Source organism: Scytonema sp. HK-05 (genome assembly GCF_963872035.1).
Lineage (GTDB): Bacteria > Cyanobacteriota > Cyanobacteriia > Cyanobacteriales > Nostocaceae > Kalymmatonema.
The window spans coordinates 59,118-77,617 of record NZ_CAWMYC010000035.1; the positions used below are offsets into that span (position 1 = coordinate 59,118).

Below are 18,500 nucleotides of genomic sequence, written 5' to 3' on the forward strand. Positions count from 1 at the left end.
AAAAATGATGTTTTGACCAAAGGCCGGTTCACTGCATGGAATTTTCAATCGCTACACTTCTGGCAAATTTCACTGATGATAAATTAGTGGCTCGTAAACTTTTGGAAAAGAAACTTGGTTGCGAAGATGAAGCTAGTTTACAAAAACTTCATATCGCTTTGGAAATACTGGAAAGAATCGGAGTTTTAGTCAAAGAACGTGGCAAGTATCGTCGAGTCACAGAAGAAGGGCTGATTGAAGCAAAACTCCGTTGTTCCAGTAAAGGCTTTTGCTTTGCAATTCAAGATGTGGAAGGAGCTGAAGATATTTATATCCGGGAAAGCCATCTGAGTAATGCTTGGAATGGCGATCGCGTTTTGGTTAGAGTTCTTAAAGAAGGTAGTCGTCGCCGCTCCCCAGAAGGAGAAGTTAAGTTAATCTTAGAACGCTCGAATCACACCTTACTAGCGCGGATTAAGCAAGTCGAAAGTGGATATCGTGCCGTTCCCTTAGACGATAGGCTGCTGTTTGAACTCAAAGTGCAAGCAGAAGGCATTAAGTTGGAACAAGCAGTTGACCACCTCGCTCATGTGGAAATTTTGCGTTACCCATTAGCACAATATCCACCATTGGGTCGGGTTGTGCAAATCCTTGGAAGCGATGCAGAAGCAGCGGCGGATATAGATTTAGTCACCTGCAAACACGACCTTTCGCGGACTTTTCCAGAAGGCGTACAAGAAGCAGCCTCAAAATTGCCCAAAAAGCTGCTCAAGGCAGATTTGAAAAATCGGCTGGATTTGCGGCACTCATTAACGTTGGCAATTATTGGCAACAACAATGACCCAAAGGTGATAGAAAATGCTTTCACCTTGGAAAAAACAAGCGCTGGAAATTGGCGCTTGGGCTTTCACATTCCTGATATTGCTCACCTGATTCAACCAGACGAAGCCCTCGACCGAGAAGCACTCAAGCGGGGGCGGTCAGTATATCTGGGAGAATTGGTACTGTCGATGTTGCCAGAAGTTGTTGCCGAACGCTGTGGTTTATTGCCCGGAAGCGATCGCTTGGCTCTATCTTTTTTAATAACGGTTGATTCAAAATCGGGAGTTGTGCTGGAGTGGGAAATTCAACCCAGTGTCGTCAAAGTAGACGTTTCATTGAGCGAACAACAAACAGAGGCAATTCTGAACAACCAATCTACTGAAAACTCAGCGCAAATCGTAGAGATAGTCCAACAACTCGGTAGTTTACAGCAGTTGTTAAAACAGGTACGCTTGGCTCGTGGGTGCTTGCAGTTAAATCTGCCACCAAACCAAAACCCATACCATGATGAGGGCTCTTTGGGATGTGTGGTAGTGAATGATTTACCTGTACACTCCCTGTTAACTGAGTTTGTGCTACTCGTTAACCAACTGATGGCAACCCATTTGAATGCCCTAGGTATCCCTGCCATTTGGCGAATCCAAGGCGCACCCGATACCGAGGATGTCCAAGAAATGCTGAAATTAGCAATCAATCTCGGCGTCGAACTGACACTAGAGCCAGAAATAGAGATTCAACCGCTTGATTATCAACAGTTGACCAGAGTTTTTGCAGAATCAGCATCCGAGCAAGTTCTTACCTACTTGTTGCAAGACACACTCAAGCCAGCTACGTACAGTACAACCAAAGGATCTCACTTTGGCTTGGCATTACCAGAATATACCCATTTCACTGCCCCGTTGCGGCGTTACCCGGATTTGCTGATGCAAAGGGTATTTTATGCATTACTTGAACACGGACGCGATCGCCGCAACACCCGTGTCAAAGAACGTGTCAACCTGCGCCACTCCTCCAGCCACGGTGAAATTAACTGGAACGTCCTACCGCCAGAATTGCAACAAGAACTCCAAAGCGATTTGACGAGGGTCCTTATCCAGCTCAACGATAGAGAAAAAGAAGTTCAAGAAGCAGAAGCTGACTTGGCAGGATTGCAAAGAGCCTCACTGATGAAACAGCGTATCGGCGAGGTTTTCACTGGTGTGATCACAGGAGTCCAATCCTACGGGTTCTTTGTAGAAATCGAAGTTCCACCAGCCGAGTCAAACACAGTTGGCAATCCTCGCGTACCACTGCGGGTAGAAGGACTGGTACACGTCAGTTCTCTCAAAGACGATTGGTATGAGTATCGCGCCAGACAACAAGCATTGTTTGGTCGTAAGAACCGCGCTTCCTATAGACTAGGCGATCGCGTCGCTGTGCAGGTTAAGAGTGTTGATTATTACCGCCAGCAAATCGATTTAGTCACTGTTGGTAGCGATGGCGCTGTTTTTAGCAAGGATGTCAGCATTCCCAATCGCGATGACTCAGACCTGTACTTAGCACACGAGGATATGGAACCGGATGACTTAGAACAGTATGCTGAGGATGAATGAAGCAATTAGAAACTGGGGACTGAGGAAAGAGAATACACCAAATACACCAAATGCGGGGGGGACGCGGGAAAATCTCCTTTCTCCGCGTCCCCGCACCTCCCCACCCTAGTCGCCACCCTTGGAGAACTGGCTCCTCTCCCTTGCCTTCCTCCCAATGCCTAATCTCCAATCCCTGGTAACTTCCATCGATAACAGCGTGTCCGATAATACCAAACCACTCATCTTAGGCGTATCAGGTGCCTCTGGTCTGATTTACGCCGTTCGTGCTCTCAAATTTCTGCTACAAGCCAACTATGAAATTGAATTGGTTGCTTCCAAGTCAACTTACATGGTTTGGCAATCTGAGCAGAATATCCGTATGCCACTAGAACCCGCTCAACAAGAGCAATTTTGGCGACAGCAAGCGGTCGTTGAAGAAGCGGGTAAGCTACGCTGTCATCCTTGGAGTGATGTCGGGGCAAATATTGCCAGTGGTTCCTTTCGCACCCTAGGGATGATTGTTATTCCATGCAGTATGAGTACTGTAGCGAAGCTAGCAGGTGGTTTAAGTTCCGACTTACTCGAACGGGCAGCAGATGTCCAGCTCAAAGAAGGGCGAAAGCTGGTTGTGGTTCCCCGTGAAACTCCCTTTAGCTTGATTCACCTTCGCAACTTAACCACCCTAGCCGAAGCTGGAGTCAGAGTTGTTCCCGCCATTCCCGCTTGGTATCACAATCCCAAAACCATTGAGGATTTAGTTGATTTTGTGGTTGCTCGTGCCTTGGATCAACTCGATATTGATTGTATACCAATTCAAAGATGGCAAGGTCGTCAAGATTAGCCACAATAGGGGTGATGGGGAAATGAGGAGCAGGGGAGTTCAAGAGCCGGGGAGAATAATTTTTGACTAATGACTAATGACTAATGACTAATGACAAAGATGTACAGACGCGCTATAGCGCGTCTCTACAATGACTAGTGACTCATGACTAACAACTATGGCTGTATTTCGCTTAATTTTGTTAGTAGCAGTGCTGGGAGGACTAACGCTTTTGCTAGTGCAAAATTGGTCCCCTGTCCTCTCGCTCGTATTTTTGGGGATGAAATCCAAACCAATTCCACTGGCGATTTGGATTTTGTTCAGTACTGTTGCTGGTGGTTTGACAACTGTATTCGTCACAAGCTTATTCAATTTATCTAATTATTTTGCAGGGCAACGTCGAACCCCGCTTAGCGATCAAGCAAGTTCAAGGCGTACAAGCCAAAGCCAAACTCGTAGGGAAGAACCAACACCTCGTCCTTCTCCCCCACCGTCAGGTAGTAAAACTGAGTCAACGCGAAGCAGTGATACTTCTGATGATGACTGGGAAACAGACAGCAGCACAGATGATTGGGATTTTGAAGAAAAAAAAGAAGCGCCTACACCTAATCCTCAAAATACACAAGTCAGAGACTCTAACACTTACGAACGTCAACAAGAACCCAAAACCAGCTCTAAATCAGATTCAGTTTACTCCTACAGCTACCGCGAACCGAAAAATTCTGGAGTCGGGAAAACTGAATCCGTTTACGATGCTGATTATCGAGTGATTATCCCCCCTTATCAACCACCGACGACTAGTCAACCCGAGACCAATCAAGCTGAAAATGATGATTGGGGGTTTCTGGATGACGATTTTGAGGATGAGGATAAGCGCCCTCGCCGTTGAGTATTTTCTACTAAATTCCACAACGTTCACGCGACTCCTGCTTGACTTTTCCAGTCATGGCAGCTTCCTGCAAGCTCATGAAAGCATTTAAGTCCTCCATATCATAACGGGTCGTCAGCAACACTCGCAGTTGATTTTCTGCTTCAACAGTCAAATAGCCAGTTGCTAAAGCTTTTTGCACAACGTCTCGAATCCGAGTCATGGTTGAAACCTCAAAAGACCACACTTAGAGCACACTTATATTTATTTAATCGGGCTTTCCTAGATAAAATATGCATTGGCTTTGTGCCTCAACCGCTTAGTTGGCAAAGCTTTTTTGCACCTTTTCTGATAACGAGTCATCTTTTACACCTTGAACGAAAACACTGACTTGTTGACTACAGTTTGCTGCAACTCATTGCTGGGACACGAACATAGTGTCGGTAGAAACACAGTGTTGTGTAATAGATGGAATTGCCCCACCAAATAGTAAGTTACGCTTGTTTATATTGACCGATATCGTCAGGATAAAGTTTCAATCAAGTTTTATTAAGTTTCTGTTAAGCCTAAAGATACCTAACCCAGAACAGATAAATCACCTAACAAATGTTACTAAATTCGTTATAAATTTATAGTGTATTTAATTTTACTTCATATAAAAATAGGTATGATATTGCCTTGGATTATTCTAAATAAATAATGGTAATGACGGCATCTGATTCAAATAAGGTAGAAGAGGAATTTACAGAAGCTAGAAATAATTGGGAGCTAGAAAAATTATACGTTGATTTAAGTTCTCCAAAAGGAAAAGCCCTTACACCTGTTGAAAAAAAATTCCTGCGAGGTTTACTTTGCGGGTTTAGTCCAGCGGAAATCGCCAATATAGTCTATCAAAGTCGTAGTAGCAGTACTGTCAGAGTTTATCTTTCTAATGGATTGTATAAATATATAGAAGAAATGTTGAGTAACCAAGCAGGATACTCAATTAAAGTGAAAAATTGGAGTCGGGTGACTCATTTACTAGAAAAAGCAGGTTATAAAAAAGTTTGGCAGCAAATAGAGCCAACCAGCAACCAAATCAACCAAATCAAGCCAAATAATATAAAAGAGACCGATTTTCCTGCTATGAAATCAGTCCAAACACAAGATTGGGGTGAAGCCGTTGATGTTAGTTTTTTCCACGGAAGGACGACAGAATTAGCTCAGATAACAGAATGGATTGTCCAAGAACACTGTCGGCTTGTTGTCCTTTTGGGTATGGGAGGAATTGGGAAAACCGCTTTGTCAGTCAAGCTAGCAGAACAAATCAAGGATAAGTTTGAGTATGTGATTTGGCGCTCACTACACCTTGCTCCTCCTCCAGATATCATCTTGAATCAACTCATGAAAATTTTGTCGCCTACACAACAGACAAAAGATTTAGAAGTTGTAGATGGTAGTATTTCGCAACTCATCGATTGTTTACGTTCTTCACGTTGTCTCATCGTATTAGATAATTTTGATGCAATTTTAAGCAGCGAATATACTAGCGACTTAGAGATATATCCTACCTCTAGTGCCTCTCACTCAAACATCAACAATTCTTTTGCATACTACCTCCATCAAATTCGTTATCGTCCAGGATATGAAGGTTATGGAGAATTGATTAGACGAGTGGGCGACTCACAACATCAAAGCTGCTTAGTTTTAACAAGTCGGGAAAAACCTCCAGAAATTGCTGCTATTCAAGGAGAAAAACTACCTGTTCGTTGTTTAAAATTAACTGGGTTAAGCAATGCCGAAAGCATGGAAATTCTGAAAATTAAAGGATTTCCTTATTTCAAAGAAGAAGAATGCAAATTATTAATTGATTGGTATGCAGGTAATCCCTTATTTCTAAAATTAATTGCTACCGCTATTCAAGAATTGTTTGGAGGCAATATTTATGAATTTTTCGAGCAAGGTACTAGGGTTTTTGGCGACATTCGAGCGATTTTAGACCAACAGTTTAATCGATTGTCTAGCTTAGAAAAGCTCATTATGTACTGGCTGTCTCTAAATCAAGATTTGGGTTCAATGCGTAAATTGCAGACGCAGATTATACCACGAGTGCCGCAAAGATTAATATTAGAAGCAATAGAGTTATTGCACAGGCGCTCTCTGATTGAGCGGCAAGCATCTCGCTTTTCCCAAACCCCTGTCTTAATAGAGTACGTTGCAGAACGATTAATTGAGGATAATTTTAAATTAATGCAACAAAAACCAAGCTCATTACTGATGAGCTATACAGTTTTTGAAGCACAAATTAAAAATTACATCAGAGATTTGCGTCTGGGTACCGAGATTTGAAGTAAATTGGTTAGTGGTTCGTAGTGGTGCTTAAGCGTCACTACAACCCTAATGACTAATGACTAATGACTAATGACTAATGACTTATTGAAAGGAGTTAACCTGTACTTAATTGGCATGATGGGCGTTGGCAAGACGACTGTAGGGCGGTTATTGGCACAGCATTTAAGTTACAGGTTTGTTGATCTCGACACCGTAATTGAGAAAGCTGCTGGTGATAAATCGATTACCAAAATTTTTGCAGAAGTTGGGGAAGCCACGTTTCGCCAGTTGGAAAGTCAGGTACTGTCACAAGTGTGTGCTTTCACCAAGCTTGTCATCGCAACGGGTGGGGGTATTGTCGTACGGCGAGAAAACTGGAGTTACCTGCACCACGGCTTGATTGTCTGGCTGGATGTACCTGTGGAAATACTGTACAGCCGATTAGCAGAGGATACAACAAGACCACTGCTGCAAGATACTGATCTCGAAGCCAAGCTGCGATCGCTCCTCGATGTGCGACAACCTCTTTATGCACAAGCGGATCTGCGAATCACGATTAGTGAAGGAGAAACACCAGAACAAGTTGCCACACGGATTATTGAGGAGATTCCCAGCGTCCTGAAACCAAGAGTTTCTCATCCTGAGCTTTCTTAACAAGAAAATAACAATCGAGAGTGAAAACTTAAAATTTCCAGTTTGTACGTGGAAGATATTTGGTCTGCTGAGAAGATTTTATGAGTTTTTAGTTCCTTAAAGGGATTATTAATATAGATATCCACTTTTTTGCCCTAAGGTTAAGTCCTAAGTGGCATTTGTTACATAATACACTTTTTCTTTCCCGTAATTGTCATTGCTCCAGACGAAAACTCAAGATATCTATCAATAGCTCCTCATGATGGTCAGCGAAACTGAGTACATAAGGCAAGATGCCGCCAGCCGCGTACAAGTGCTAAGCGAAGCACTACCGTACATTCAACAATTTACTGGTCGAACCATTGTTGTCAAATACGGTGGTGCGGCAATGAAAGATAGCAATCTCAAAGATAAAGTCATCCGCGATATCGTATTTTTATCATGCGTTGGCTTACGACCAATTGTGGTACATGGCGGGGGACCGGAAATTAATAGTTGGTTGGATAAACTGGGAATTGAACCGCAATTTAAAAATGGTTTGCGAGTGACTGATGCCCCCACAATGGATGTAGTGGAAATGGTGTTAGTTGGTCGAGTGAATAAAGAAATAGTCGCCTTGATTAACCAAGCCGGTGGTTCAGCAGTGGGACTGTGCGGCATAGATGGTAACTTAATCACAGCTCGTCCTCAAGGTGAAGAAGGCATCGGCTTTGTGGGGGAAGTTAGCGGTGTTGATATCAAAATTTTGGAGACACTCGTCAACAATGGCTACATTCCCGTAGTTTCCAGCGTTGCAGCAGACGAGTCAGGACAATCGTACAACATTAATGCAGATACTGTCGCTGGAGAAATAGCAGCAGCAATTGGGGCGGAAAAATTGATTTTGCTGACTGACACCAGGGGAATTCTCAAGGATTATAAAGATCCTTCTACCCTGATTCCTAGAGTAGACATTCAACAAGCCCGCGAATTGATTACGACAGGTATCGTCAGTGGTGGGATGATTCCCAAGGTCAATTGTTGCGTGCGATCGCTTGCCCAAGGAGTTCGTGCAGCTCATATCGTCGATGGTCGCATCCCGCATGCACTGCTGTTGGAAATCTTTACTGACATTGGTATCGGTACAATGCTCGTTGGCTCTCAGTTTACACTCTAGTAGGGGAAGTGGAGGAGTGGAGGAAGTAAGGGGAGATAGGGAAGCAAATACCTCCTCATCCCCTTCATCCCCCTCATCTCCCTCATCTCCCCTTTACCGATTGTCAAAGGTTTTGTATTATGCACGGAACCCGGTCTTTTTGTTGGGTTAAATCGTGTGCCAGCAGCTACGAAGCAGATGAAGAAGGGTTTTGCCCCTTCTTTAATTACACTGTGGCAGAGCAGGGCTGCCCCAAGCTTGGGGAATAACTTTTTCTAGACGAGATTTTTCAAAACGACTGATAGCAAACAAATCCTTTGACTGACCTGCAAACATCTCAGTTGGAGTACCAAATGCAATTGCTGCCAAATATCCGGAAGACGCAACTATTTTCTTTACCCTGGAATCATAGTTACCGTAAGGATAAGTAAAATAAATAATAGGACGATTTAATTTAGCCTCAAGTATCTCCTTAGATTCTACAACTTCTTTATAAAGCTGTTTATTTGATATTTTTGTGAGGGCAGGATGAGTTTTACTGTGGGAAGATATTGTAATTAGTGGGTCACTAGCCATGATTCTTAGTTGTTCCCAAGTAACATGAGTACGACCAGCATTAACTCCTACACCGCTCGTATGAATAGCAAAAACAGCCGGATAATTGTATTTTTTCAACAGAGGATAAGCATATTCATAGTGTCCACCATAACCATCATCAAAAGTCAGCAAGATAGGTTTTTCTGGTAATGGGCTTCCTGTCCGCAAGTGAGCAATCAGCCGATTTAAACTAATAGGAGTCATCTGATTCGATTTAATTAGTTCAAAATGTTTCTTTAACTCTTGGGGTGTTAAATCATAAATTACTTCCTTTTTTAAGATAATATCGTGATACATAATGACAGGAACTCTAGCTTTAAAAGCAGCTTGGTGTATTGTTGGTACTCGCTCGGCGGGCAAAGATAACACTTTGTCATCCGCAACCGTCTTAAATAATATTTCGGAACTAGATAATACTTGATTGCTTGTAGGCTCCAGTTCCCTACCTATATTTTTATACTTGCTACATAGAAGTTGATTATTAGACTGTTTTAGGGAAACTATTATAGGAATTGATGTATTTAAATAAAAACTTTGCAATTCAGTTGCAATCACCCTGTATGAACCAAAAATCCAAAAACAAGCTGTGGATAAAAACGCAATTTTTATGAAATGAAACTTTCTTTTATTTTTTGGCAGCATTTTTTCTTCTCTTAGTCAGAATCCTTTGTTACTCACACCCCCAATTAGATGCGTTTGCCCTGAGCTAAACCCCTAATACTAGCAAAGGGTGCAAAGGTCTGGTGTTTAGAAGCGCAACTAACGATCATCAATTGGCGTGTCCTTACTGAATTTCGATAGCTTCCGTCCCAAAACTAAGTAGGTCGGCGAGAATAAACCGAACTATGTAAAGAAAAGTAAAGTTTTAAAATTGCTTTGTAGTAAGCGCTTACTACAAACCTTTAATTTTTTACGCCGACTTATTTAATGTTAATTAGCCCAAGGAGTCGCACCAGGTTGGTCATTAATGTTAACCCAATAGCGGGTAGACGAGGCTAAACCGTTTATATCGCCATAGGCTTCTGCTTGACGGTACCCTAATTACTACCTTCACTGGGCATAGCGATCCGGTTATAAGCGTCAGTTTTAGCCCGGATGGACAGACCCTTGCCTCTGGTAGTAGTAACGCATTCCCCACGGCTAGAAGCCGGGGGCTTTTAGCAGCCCTGCGAGCGTAGCGGAGTGGTTCCTGTTCAGGTTCCGCCTCACTACAAGAGCGAACCTCCAGGCGTGGTTACGATTCACAGAGGGTGTACTCACCCCCACGCCCCTGAAACACATTGGATTGCCGTCTGAGCAAGCAATATGTTCTACCCATTTGCGAGACAACTCGCCGTCTCTTGCCTACGGTCGGGCCGTTCCTGTCGGGTCAACAGTGCGTTTCCTATTTCGGCATATACTTATTGTCGCACGATACTGTCACCTTGCCCCGGATATTGGACGGGGATTAAAATCCCCTACGGGCTTCCTCCCCATGTCTAAAGCCAGGGGCTTCCGCCCTTCGATTTTCGGTGACAGAACCGTGATTCTGTGGAAGCGTGACGGTACCCTAATTACTACGCTCACTGGGCATAGCGATTGGGTTAATAGCGTCAGTTTTAGTCCAGATGGAAAGACCCTTGCCTCTGCCAGTAAGGACGGAACCGTAATTCTGTGGAGTCTGAATTTAGATGATTTACTGGCACGGGGCTGCAACTGGCTCACAGATTACCTTACTAATCATCCACAGACGCTAGAAAAACTACAGGAATGCCAAAACTAAAAAGCGCTTAAAGAGGAATTTAGGGAGTGTCAAGAACTGCCTTTATCTATTCCCACGGAAATTGTTTCCCGAATTCATCCCCTGCAATAACTGTTGTCTGGAACGTGTACTTATTATTTCTCTGATAGCGCTTATCCTGCTTGAGAAAAGCGAGAACTTAAATAGGTGGCAATACTAAAGTACGACTAAAGAGTAGTCGCAGTAATATGCAAGAGAAACTGGTTTGACGGGCCGAATTGAATTTGGTAATTGCTTCAGACTTCAATAAGCGGAAGTAGATATTTTGTTATATCGCCCCTTGACTTTACTGCTCAAGTAAAAAATTCCAAAAATATTGCTACCATTGGTTGCTGCTGTTGGCAAAATGAAGACAGTGCCGATTTTTGTGCAAAACGTGAGTACAGAAAGTCTAGAAATTGCCAAAGCTAAATACCAAACTGGGAAAGTTGCCTTTGAAAACGGGCAGTACCGAGAAGCTGTTGAAGAACTGGAAAAGGCAAGTGCCCTCTTGGCTCGTAATTCTCGCCTTGGTGGGGAGGTACAAATTTGGTTGGTGACAGCTTATGAAGCAGCAGGGCGCACAGAAGATGCTCTCGCCCTGTGTGAACAACTCAAGCGCCATCCCCATCTAGAAGTTAGTAAGCAAGCAAGGGAGGTGCATTACATCCTCAAAGCACCCAGGTTGAACCGACCAAAGGAATGGATGACCGAAATTCCTGATTTAGGCGCAGTACCTGACAATGAAGCTAAAATTCGTTTGAGTGCAAATAATACCAAATCTTCCCAACAGCAGATGCGTCCTGAACCGGAATTTGTTGACCTCAATCAGGTAAATACCAGAGATAATCGCTTTATCTGGTTGGCGTTGATTGTCATTGGTTTAACGCTAGCTAGCTTGATTTGGTTTAGTTTTTAAACCGCAGAGGCGCTGAGGAGGACACTTCCGTGCGGGGGTTCCCCCCGTTGAGGAAAGTGTCCGTTGACGCAGAGAAGGAGAAAGGAGAGATAAATTGACTTTTTGGGGGTTTTGCTGTAATGAATTTGTATGCTTTAGCAAAGAATTTTGTGCTTGGGAAATTTAAGCGCGTTTTTCCAATCCGAAATCCTATTTTGTGGGTTGTGCTGTTAACGTCTCTGCTGCTATCTGGTTGTGTCAACTATAATGTGGGCGTTAATTTTGGCAGTGGCAATGGCGGCGAGTTTGTGCAGCACATTAAGTTGGAAGAAAAACTAACCAGTTTTAGTGGCGATTCTGTATATGAATGGTTGAATAGTATAGAACGTCGCGCCCGCAAATTGGAAGGTAAAACACGACGGCTTTCTCAACAAGAAGTTATTGTTTCGATTCCCTTTAGTAGCGGTCGAGAATTACAAACAAAGTTTAACGAATTTTTCCACCCTAATGGCAATCAAACATCTGAGTCCGTTGAGAGTGAATCTAACTCAGAACTGCCGAAAATTGACTCTAACTTACTGGTGTTTCAGAATAATTTCTTACTTTTAGTGCGGAATCGATTGATTTATGACTTGGATTTGCGATCGCTCGCTCTAATTTCCAGCAATGGAAATGTTTTGGCTAATGCTGGTTCAATTCTCGATTTAGACTTTAGCTTGAACACTCCTTGGGGCGCACGGAGTGTGGAAAATACCGAAAATGCCATCCTTCCAGAAAAGAATGGACATCAGTTGATATGGAAGCTCAAGCCGGGAGAGTTAAACCATATAGAAGTGGTTTTCTGGCTTCCTAGTCCCCTCGGTATCGGTACTTTGTTGATTATTCTGTTTGTCTGGGCTGGGTTTTACCTGAGATACACTTTTATGCCTGATCCCAGGGTTCAGTTTACTCCCCAACCAGCAGTCACAGAACAGTCCTGAGTCCTTATGATCTCTTGTAGAGACGTAGCATGCTACGTCTCTACAGCTATGAAATTGTCATAAATAACTTTTAACTCAACGGTATTCCCTTATCTCCCTCACGCTTTCTACCCTCATCTCCCTCATCTCCCTTGGCTCAAAAATTTCCTTACCGTATCCGTACATTAAGCTGTTGATCCCAACGCAGTGGTTTATTTGCTTTTTGCAAAGGAGATTCTGGGATTTGACCCACCGACACACCATATTTCCAGTCGGGTGGACAGATAGCGATATAGCGTGCATAACCTCCTAAGCCACCTTTGAATTTAGGATAACCAATTGCTACCAGTGCGCCTGTCTCTGGTACTTGATCTAAATTCGCGACACCTTCTGCTTGGGCATATCCGTTCTTCAATAGCCAAGCTTCTCCTTCCAAAGTTGGGGTGCTATCTGTATCAAGAGGTTCGTGTCCGTGGAACAGAATCTGGCGCTGCAAGTGCAAAAACTGGAGGGCTTGCAGCGATACCCCAGGAAACTTTTTTCTTTTAGCGAGTTCGGGGTTGGGCCATTCCTTAGACCAGTCCGAGCGGACAAACACAACTGAACCTTGAGGAATCCTACCATGCCGACTTTCCCAATCCTGAATATCCTGAACAGTGAGGTGATAGTTGGGATCACGAGCGACTTTGTCTTGGATCGGAATCACCACCAAGGGACGAACAGCAAAGGTTGCAGGTAACTCATCAATAGCTGGATAGTCAGGGTTCCAATGAGCAGGTGGATCTAACTGAGTTCCAAGCTGATCAGTAGACAGGTCGTAATGAGTCGTTTCAAAGCCATCGTTTTGGTAGGTGTATGGCTTCCCCGTCTTCGGGTTGACGGTAGGTTCAAACTTGGACGGACCAAACCCTGACCAGACAGGGATTGAAGGAGCGATCGCATGCGTGAGGTCAACGTATTTAGCTTTTGTGAGTGACTGTTGATAAATCTGCCATAAGGGAGGGACAGGGCGCGGCTGTGCTGCGTTGATGGACAGGCAAACAACAAGGCTCAAAAAGGTGACTAAACACAAAAGTGCGAGTTTTTTCATTTCCTATTAATTAGGGGGACAAACGCACAATTTTCCAACTACCGTCATCTAAGCGAGTGTAAAGCAAGCGATCGTGCAGGCGGTTGGAACGCCCTTGCCAGAATTCGATTTCTGTCGGGATCACTCGCAAGCCGCCCCAGTGCGGCGGTCGCTGAACATCTTGATTTTGATATTTAATTTGGAGTTCCTGCATCCGTTGCTCAAGCACTTCTCGGCTTTCTATCACCTCGCTTTGATTAGAAGCCCACGCACCCAGGCGACTGTTCAAAGGACGGCTATAAAAATACTCATCTGACTCGCTTTCGGAAGCTTTTTCGACACGCCCACAAATGCGGACTTGGCGTTCTAGTTCCGCCCACCAAAAAACCAGGGACGCTTGGGGATTTTGTGCTAACTCTTGTCCTTTTTGACTGTTATAGTTGGTGTAGAATACAAAGCCCCGCTCGTCGAAACCTTTGAGCAGCACCATTCTTGCCCTTGGCTTACCATCTGGTGTGACCGTGGCAATAGTCATGGCATTCGGTTCAGGAAGTTGGGCGGATAATGCCTGGTCGAACCATTGTTTAAACTGTATAAAAGGATTGGGGTTAACATCCGAGACGCTAAGACCCTGCAAGGTGTAGTCTTTGCGAAGGTCAGCTATAGTTTTGTCCATTGTCGTTTGCTTCCTTGTTATCAAGTACACCTATGGGTGTCTTTGTTAAAAATATTTATTTATTATGGTGTCATCAGCCCCAACCAAGTTGTACTTCATGCGTTAAGGCGCTTCTAAAAGAGATAACATAAGATGCACCGTTCAGCGTCAGTTCAACGTCTGTTAATATACGGTCTGGGCGGTCCGATTATCGCTCTGAATCTCTGGTTGCTGTATCTGCTTTTTCGCTTATTCCTGCACCCAATCACTATTGTGAGCATTGCAGCAATTCTGGCTTTTTTACTGAACTACCCAGTGAAGTTCTTTGAACGTGTTACCTTGACCCGTCCTCGGGCAGTGATCATCGTTTTGCTAGTGACTCTGACGCTTTTGGTCATTCTTGGCGTGACGCTGGTGCCAATGGTGATTGACCAAACGATACAACTTTTGAATAAAATTCCGGATTGGCTAGCCACCAGTCAAGCAAATTTGGAACATATTGAAGCTTTAGCTCAGAAGCGGCGTTTACCCTTAGATTTGAGGGTGGTGAGCAATCAAATCAATGCTAACATTCAAAGTTTGGTGCAACAGCTGGCTTCTGCTGCTGTGGGATTTGCAGGGACGGTGCTGTCAGGCGTACTTGATGTGATATTAGTGGTTGTGCTGGCATTTTATATGCTTTTGTATGGCGATCGCGTATGGTCTGGCATATTCAGCCTCCTCCCACCTTATATTCGATTCCCCTTGAGCACCTCTTTGCGGCTCAATTTCCACTACTTTTTCCTCAGCCAGATTTTGCTGGCGTTGTTCATGGTGGTCAGCCTCACGCCTGTTTTCTTAATTCTTAAGGTGCCTTTTGCCCTGTTATTTGCCATACTCATAGGCATATCCCAACTTATTCCCTTTATCGGCGCAACTCTGGGTATTGGTTTGGTCACTTTTTTGATTTTGCTGCAAAATTGGTGGTTGGCAACTCAAGTAGCTGTCGCTGCCATTATCATCCAGCAAATCAAAGATAACCTCTTAGGTCCCAAGTTACTTGGCGATTTTATTGGCGTTAATCCCATCTGGATTTTTGTGGCTATTCTCATGGGATTCGAGATTGCTGGTTTGTTAGGAACATTGGTTGCTGTCCCGATTGCAGGTACTATAAAGGGCACCTTCGATGCTATCAAAAGCGGTAAGGAGGCAAACAATGTCACTTAGTAGGAGTATGCTTGAATGATTGATCAAAAATTCAATATATAAACAATATTTATATAGCTACCTTTGACATTATAACTGTATAAAATATTATTTTATACTGTACAAAATACATTTATTTTTATACCATTTTATCCTAGATGTGCAACTTTATTATTTTCAAAATTCCTGAAATGAAAAGTTGCATAATCCCGAAATACCATTCACAATGGTATGAGTTATGATTTTCAGGGAAGCATTGGGCAAAAACAATTACGTAGTATTTGGTTTCCAATGAGACAAATCAACTTTGTAATAATTTTTATCTTTTCTTTAGCGCTAGCTTTATTTACCCTTGAGAACACCCAACCCGGAACAATAAATCTTGTTCCAGACGTGCAGGTGCAAGCACCAATTGCAGTTGAGTTGGTTTTAGCAAGCGGTATAGGAGCGGTTTTTGCTTGGTTATATAGCATTTGGACACATTGGCAGAGACTGCTCGTTTCTGGTCAACAAGTGCGACAGAAAAATGTCAAGATTAAGGAACTAGAAAGCAAGGTTGAACAGTACCAAGCAGAAGTTCAATCATTGAAACTTGCTCTTCCACCAGCAAATGATTCTTTAGCAAAAGAAGCACAAGCAATTACCCAATAAAGGAATTGGTTAGTGGTTAATTGGTAGTCGTTAGTGGAACAACTAACAATTAACAACTAACCAATAACAACGCTCCAAAAGTACAGACGCGCTCTCATGAAAGCGTCTCTAACAATTCTCAATGCAAAATCCAAAGAATTAATGGATGCTTCCGAGCTATTAGAAAAAATTACACTCCTTATTCATCAAGCTGAACTTGGGGAAATAGACCCTTGGGATGTCAAGGTGATTGAGGTGATTGACCGTTACTTAGAACTAATGGCACCGGAGGCAACCACGAGGGGCTATGAAGCCGACTTATCTCAATCAGGGCAGGCTTTTTTGTCGGCATCCAAGCTTGTGTTATTTAAAGCAAACACTTTAATGCAATTGCAATCATCAGCAGAACAAGAAGCTCTGGAAGATGATGCATTGCCAGAGAGTCAAGACGGGGTGATCTCTCATGGTCAACGCTTACCATTAGAGCGGCACTTGCGTCGTCGTCTAGCAGCAATGCCACCACCAAAGCGTCGTGTGACTCTGCAAGAGCTGATTGAGCAATTGCAAGTCATGGCGCAACAATTGAAACTGGTAGAAAAAGTCAATAAACCTGCCCGTCCTAGACGCCAACCTAGTTTGCAAAGTATGCGTGCTGCATTAGAGTTGGCTCATCAGGAAAATCTTACAGAGGTGGCAATTGAGCTGGAGCAGGTGTTGCAAAGTGTAGCAACAGATCTGAGTTTACAGAAAAATTGGCTGAATCTGGAACAGCTAGTGGAGTTGTGGACTCAGACAAAGCAACCAGAAAACAATGGTACACACACATCAAGGCACAGCCATCTAGTTGTTAGCGTTTTCTGGGCGCTACTACTGCTTTGTGCTCAATCAAAGGTAGAGCTATTGCAAGAGGAGTTTTACCAGGACATCAAAATTCGGTTACTTACAGATTCAGGCAACAACAAATCCATAGATACTCCTGTGAATCAAGAGTGTACAACATAGGAATATTCATAATTTTCAGACTTTGGCTTCAGTAAACTCCAAAATCCGATTAAATTGAAAACATAACCAATCAAAAGATGTAGACGCCCTCTGGGTAGCTTCCCACAGGGTTAGGGGCGCACCCGTTGGGTACGGTAGGATAAAGAATGATGCAAAGCATGAAGTATCAAAGCTAAAGTACCAAATTTTCATACTTTACGCTTGCTGTTTTATACTTTCTTCATAAATTGTCCTTCACATTTTACACTGGCTATGCCTATGGTTGCACCAAGTCTCTTAATTTCTGTTATCCGTGCTTTTAGGGATGACTTAGAGCGGAAATAAACTGATGATGAAGTACCAATTGATAACAGTAAACTGGCTTGTGGTTGAGGAATAAAGACATATGAAGGCGATGATTCTCGCGGCTGGTAAAGGTACTCGTGTACGTCCGATTACCTACACAACGCCCAAACCGATGATGCCCATCCTGCAAAAGCCAGTAATGGAATTTTTACTAGAGCTTTTACGCCAGCATGGGTTTGACCAGATTATGGTTAATGTTAGCCATTTAGCAGAGGAAATTGAGAGTTATTTCCGTGATGGTCAACGCTTTGGTGTGCAGATTGCCTATTCTTTTGAAGGTCGCATTGTCGATGGTACCCTGGTCGGGGAAGCCGTTGGCTCTGCGGGAGGTATGCGGAAAATCCAAGACTTTTACCCATTCTTTGACGATACCTTTGTGGTGTTGTGCGGCGATGCCCTGATTGATTTGGATTTGACCGCAGCTGTGAAGTGGCATAAATCTAAGGGATCTATTGCCACTATTATCATGAAATCCGTTCCCCTGGAAGAAGTTTCTAGTTATGGTGTAGTTGTCACTGACGAAGATGGTCGCGTTAAAGCTTTCCAAGAAAAACCCAAGGTAGAGGAGGCTTTAAGCACCAATATCAACACAGGTATTTATATTTTTGAGCCAGAGGTTTTTAATTATATCCCCTCTGGAGTAGAGTTTGACATCGGTAGTCAGCTGTTCCCCAAATTGGTGGAAATCGGTGCGCCCTTCTACGCCATCCCAATGGATTTTGAATGGGTAGATATTGGTAAAGTCCCAGACTACTGGCGGGCAATTCGCGGTGTCCTCTCAGGGGAAATTAAGAACGTACAAATTCCAGGTCAACAAGTCGCCCCCGGTATCTACACTGGTATGAACGTTGCTGTAAATTGGGATAAAGTCGATATCACAGGTCCCGTTTACATCGGTGGCATGACCAAGATTGAAGACGGAGCCAAAATCGTTGGTCCGACGATGATAGGTCCAAATTGTTGGGTATGCAGTGGCGCAACAGTCGAAAACAGCGTGATTTTTGAATGGTCGCGTCTGGGTCCCGGAGTACGGCTTGTTGACAAGTTGGTGTTTGGACGTCACTGCGTAGACAAGACCGGAGCAACGATAGATGTCCAAGCCGCTGCTTTAGACTGGCTGATTACTGATGCTCGTCAAGATCCACCCTCCCACACGCCAGCTGAACGGCAAGCCATTGCTGAATTGTTGGGAACAAACGCTAGTTAGTCAAGAGTCATTAGTCATTAGTTAGTCCAGTCCTGTAGGCGGGTCTCCCGCCGTAG

General features: G+C 43.6%; 18 protein-coding genes. 14 read left to right on the top strand and 4 right to left on the bottom strand.

All coding sequences use genetic code 11. The annotated features are described in order from the left end of the window. Window positions 1–35: 35 nt before the first annotated feature. The 3 genes from AACT52_RS06410 (at window position 36) to AACT52_RS06420 (ending at window position 4,081) form a co-directional block, all read left to right on the top strand. The gene (locus AACT52_RS06410; protein WP_073629780.1) at window positions 36–2,393 is read left to right on the top strand and encodes a ribonuclease R family protein; all 2,358 of its coding nucleotides are present in this window, start codon (window positions 36–38) and stop codon (window positions 2,391–2,393) included. A gap of 196 nt (window positions 2,394–2,589) precedes the next feature. Next, window positions 2,590–3,213, top strand: a complete 624-nt coding sequence (locus AACT52_RS06415; RefSeq protein ID WP_073629934.1) for a flavin prenyltransferase UbiX — start codon at window positions 2,590–2,592, stop codon at window positions 3,211–3,213. Window positions 3,214–3,370: 157 nt separating this feature from the next. Beyond that, window positions 3,371–4,081: a hypothetical protein gene (locus AACT52_RS06420; RefSeq protein WP_073629782.1), complete on the top strand. Its 711-nt coding sequence runs from the start codon at window positions 3,371–3,373 to the stop codon at window positions 4,079–4,081. Between the two features lie 10 nt (window positions 4,082–4,091). Here AACT52_RS06420 and AACT52_RS06425 read toward each other — a convergent pair whose 3' ends face one another. Next, window positions 4,092–4,283: a hypothetical protein gene (locus AACT52_RS06425; RefSeq protein ID WP_073629784.1), complete on the bottom strand. Its 192-nt coding sequence runs from the start codon at window positions 4,281–4,283 to the stop codon at window positions 4,092–4,094. A 482-nt stretch (window positions 4,284–4,765) separates the two neighbouring features. Here AACT52_RS06425 and AACT52_RS06430 point away from each other — a divergent pair, with 482 nt between their 5' ends. From AACT52_RS06430 to argB, 3 genes are all read left to right on the top strand, one after another. After that, window positions 4,766–6,388, top strand: coding sequence for an NB-ARC domain-containing protein (locus AACT52_RS06430; protein WP_073629935.1), 1,623 nt, complete (start codon window positions 4,766–4,768; stop codon window positions 6,386–6,388). A gap of 72 nt (window positions 6,389–6,460) precedes the next feature. Beyond that, window positions 6,461–7,024, top strand: a complete 564-nt coding sequence (locus AACT52_RS06435) for a shikimate kinase (RefSeq protein ID WP_073629786.1) — start codon at window positions 6,461–6,463, stop codon at window positions 7,022–7,024. A gap of 238 nt (window positions 7,025–7,262) precedes the next feature. Then, window positions 7,263–8,159: an acetylglutamate kinase gene (gene argB, locus AACT52_RS06440; protein ID WP_198940880.1), complete on the top strand. Its 897-nt coding sequence runs from the start codon at window positions 7,263–7,265 to the stop codon at window positions 8,157–8,159. A gap of 201 nt (window positions 8,160–8,360) precedes the next feature. Here argB and AACT52_RS06445 read toward each other — a convergent pair whose 3' ends face one another. After that, window positions 8,361–9,377, bottom strand: a complete 1,017-nt coding sequence (locus AACT52_RS06445) for a polysaccharide deacetylase family protein (protein ID WP_073629788.1) — start codon at window positions 9,375–9,377, stop codon at window positions 8,361–8,363. Window positions 9,378–9,808: 431 nt separating this feature from the next. Between AACT52_RS06445 and AACT52_RS41230 the strand changes: the two genes are divergently transcribed. The 4 genes from AACT52_RS41230 (at window position 9,809) to AACT52_RS06460 (ending at window position 12,372) form a co-directional block, all read left to right on the top strand. Beyond that, entirely contained in the window at window positions 9,809–9,913 is a 105-nt protein-coding gene (locus AACT52_RS41230; protein WP_443216622.1) for a WD40 repeat domain-containing protein, read from the top strand. A gap of 296 nt (window positions 9,914–10,209) precedes the next feature. Beyond that, window positions 10,210–10,497, top strand: a complete 288-nt coding sequence (locus AACT52_RS06450; protein WP_073629790.1) for a WD40 repeat domain-containing protein — start codon at window positions 10,210–10,212, stop codon at window positions 10,495–10,497. Between the two features lie 364 nt (window positions 10,498–10,861). Then, window positions 10,862–11,413: a tetratricopeptide repeat protein gene (locus AACT52_RS06455; RefSeq protein ID WP_073629792.1), complete on the top strand. Its 552-nt coding sequence runs from the start codon at window positions 10,862–10,864 to the stop codon at window positions 11,411–11,413. Window positions 11,414–11,532: 119 nt separating this feature from the next. Then, entirely contained in the window at window positions 11,533–12,372 is an 840-nt protein-coding gene (locus tag AACT52_RS06460) for a DUF3153 domain-containing protein (protein ID WP_083630195.1), read from the top strand. A 148-nt stretch (window positions 12,373–12,520) separates the two neighbouring features. Here the strand turns inward: AACT52_RS06460 and AACT52_RS06465 are convergent, their stop codons facing one another. Next, on the bottom strand, window positions 12,521–13,441 hold the full coding sequence (locus AACT52_RS06465) for a cyclase family protein (protein WP_073629794.1): 921 nt from the start codon (window positions 13,439–13,441) through the stop codon (window positions 12,521–12,523). Window positions 13,442–13,451: 10 nt separating this feature from the next. Continuing rightward, window positions 13,452–14,096 (bottom strand): pyridoxamine 5'-phosphate oxidase, encoded by a 645-nt coding sequence (gene pdxH, locus AACT52_RS06470; RefSeq protein WP_073629796.1) that lies wholly within the window; start codon window positions 14,094–14,096, stop codon window positions 13,452–13,454. A 132-nt stretch (window positions 14,097–14,228) separates the two neighbouring features. Between pdxH and AACT52_RS06475 the strand changes: the two genes are divergently transcribed. The 4 genes from AACT52_RS06475 to AACT52_RS06490 all read left to right on the top strand — a co-directional run bounded on the left by AACT52_RS06475 (window position 14,229) and on the right by AACT52_RS06490 (window position 18,444). Continuing rightward, entirely contained in the window at window positions 14,229–15,281 is a 1,053-nt protein-coding gene (locus AACT52_RS06475) for an AI-2E family transporter (RefSeq protein WP_073629798.1), read from the top strand. A 210-nt stretch (window positions 15,282–15,491) separates the two neighbouring features. Beyond that, entirely contained in the window at window positions 15,492–15,911 is a 420-nt protein-coding gene (locus tag AACT52_RS06480) for a lipopolysaccharide assembly protein LapA domain-containing protein (protein ID WP_233153863.1), read from the top strand. A gap of 141 nt (window positions 15,912–16,052) precedes the next feature. Next, the gene (locus AACT52_RS06485) at window positions 16,053–16,892 is read left to right on the top strand and encodes a segregation/condensation protein A (RefSeq protein ID WP_073629943.1); all 840 of its coding nucleotides are present in this window, start codon (window positions 16,053–16,055) and stop codon (window positions 16,890–16,892) included. A gap of 385 nt (window positions 16,893–17,277) precedes the next feature. Next, a complete protein-coding gene (locus tag AACT52_RS06490) occupies window positions 17,278–18,444 on the top strand; it encodes a sugar phosphate nucleotidyltransferase (protein ID WP_073629800.1) in 1,167 nt (388 codons plus the stop codon). Window positions 18,445–18,500 lie beyond the last annotated feature (56 nt).

Bases quoted from the DNA above. Each gene is read 5' to 3' on its own strand.
- AACT52_RS06410 (WP_073629780.1), top strand. From the start codon at position 36: ATGGAATTTTCAATCGCTACACTTCTGGCAAATTTCACTGATGATAAA.
- AACT52_RS06420 (WP_073629782.1), top strand. From the start codon at position 3,371: ATGGCTGTATTTCGCTTAATTTTGTTAGTAGCAGTGCTGGGAGGACTA.
- AACT52_RS06425 (WP_073629784.1), bottom strand. From the start codon at position 4,283: ATGACTCGGATTCGAGACGTTGTGCAAAAAGCTTTAGCAACTGGCTAT.
- AACT52_RS06430 (WP_073629935.1), top strand. From the start codon at position 4,766: ATGACGGCATCTGATTCAAATAAGGTAGAAGAGGAATTTACAGAAGCT.
- AACT52_RS06435 (WP_073629786.1), top strand. From the start codon at position 6,461: ATGACTAATGACTTATTGAAAGGAGTTAACCTGTACTTAATTGGCATG.
- argB (WP_198940880.1), top strand. From the start codon at position 7,263: ATGATGGTCAGCGAAACTGAGTACATAAGGCAAGATGCCGCCAGCCGC.
- AACT52_RS06445 (WP_073629788.1), bottom strand. From the start codon at position 9,377: ATGCTGCCAAAAAATAAAAGAAAGTTTCATTTCATAAAAATTGCGTTT.
- AACT52_RS06450 (WP_073629790.1), top strand. From the start codon at position 10,210: ATGTCTAAAGCCAGGGGCTTCCGCCCTTCGATTTTCGGTGACAGAACC.
- AACT52_RS06455 (WP_073629792.1), top strand. From the start codon at position 10,862: ATGAAGACAGTGCCGATTTTTGTGCAAAACGTGAGTACAGAAAGTCTA.
- AACT52_RS06460 (WP_083630195.1), top strand. From the start codon at position 11,533: ATGAATTTGTATGCTTTAGCAAAGAATTTTGTGCTTGGGAAATTTAAG.
- AACT52_RS06465 (WP_073629794.1), bottom strand. From the start codon at position 13,441: ATGAAAAAACTCGCACTTTTGTGTTTAGTCACCTTTTTGAGCCTTGTT.
- pdxH (WP_073629796.1), bottom strand. From the start codon at position 14,096: ATGGACAAAACTATAGCTGACCTTCGCAAAGACTACACCTTGCAGGGT.
- AACT52_RS06475 (WP_073629798.1), top strand. From the start codon at position 14,229: ATGCACCGTTCAGCGTCAGTTCAACGTCTGTTAATATACGGTCTGGGC.
- AACT52_RS06480 (WP_233153863.1), top strand. From the start codon at position 15,492: ATGAGTTATGATTTTCAGGGAAGCATTGGGCAAAAACAATTACGTAGT.
- AACT52_RS06485 (WP_073629943.1), top strand. From the start codon at position 16,053: ATGGATGCTTCCGAGCTATTAGAAAAAATTACACTCCTTATTCATCAA.
- AACT52_RS06490 (WP_073629800.1), top strand. From the start codon at position 17,278: ATGAAGGCGATGATTCTCGCGGCTGGTAAAGGTACTCGTGTACGTCCG.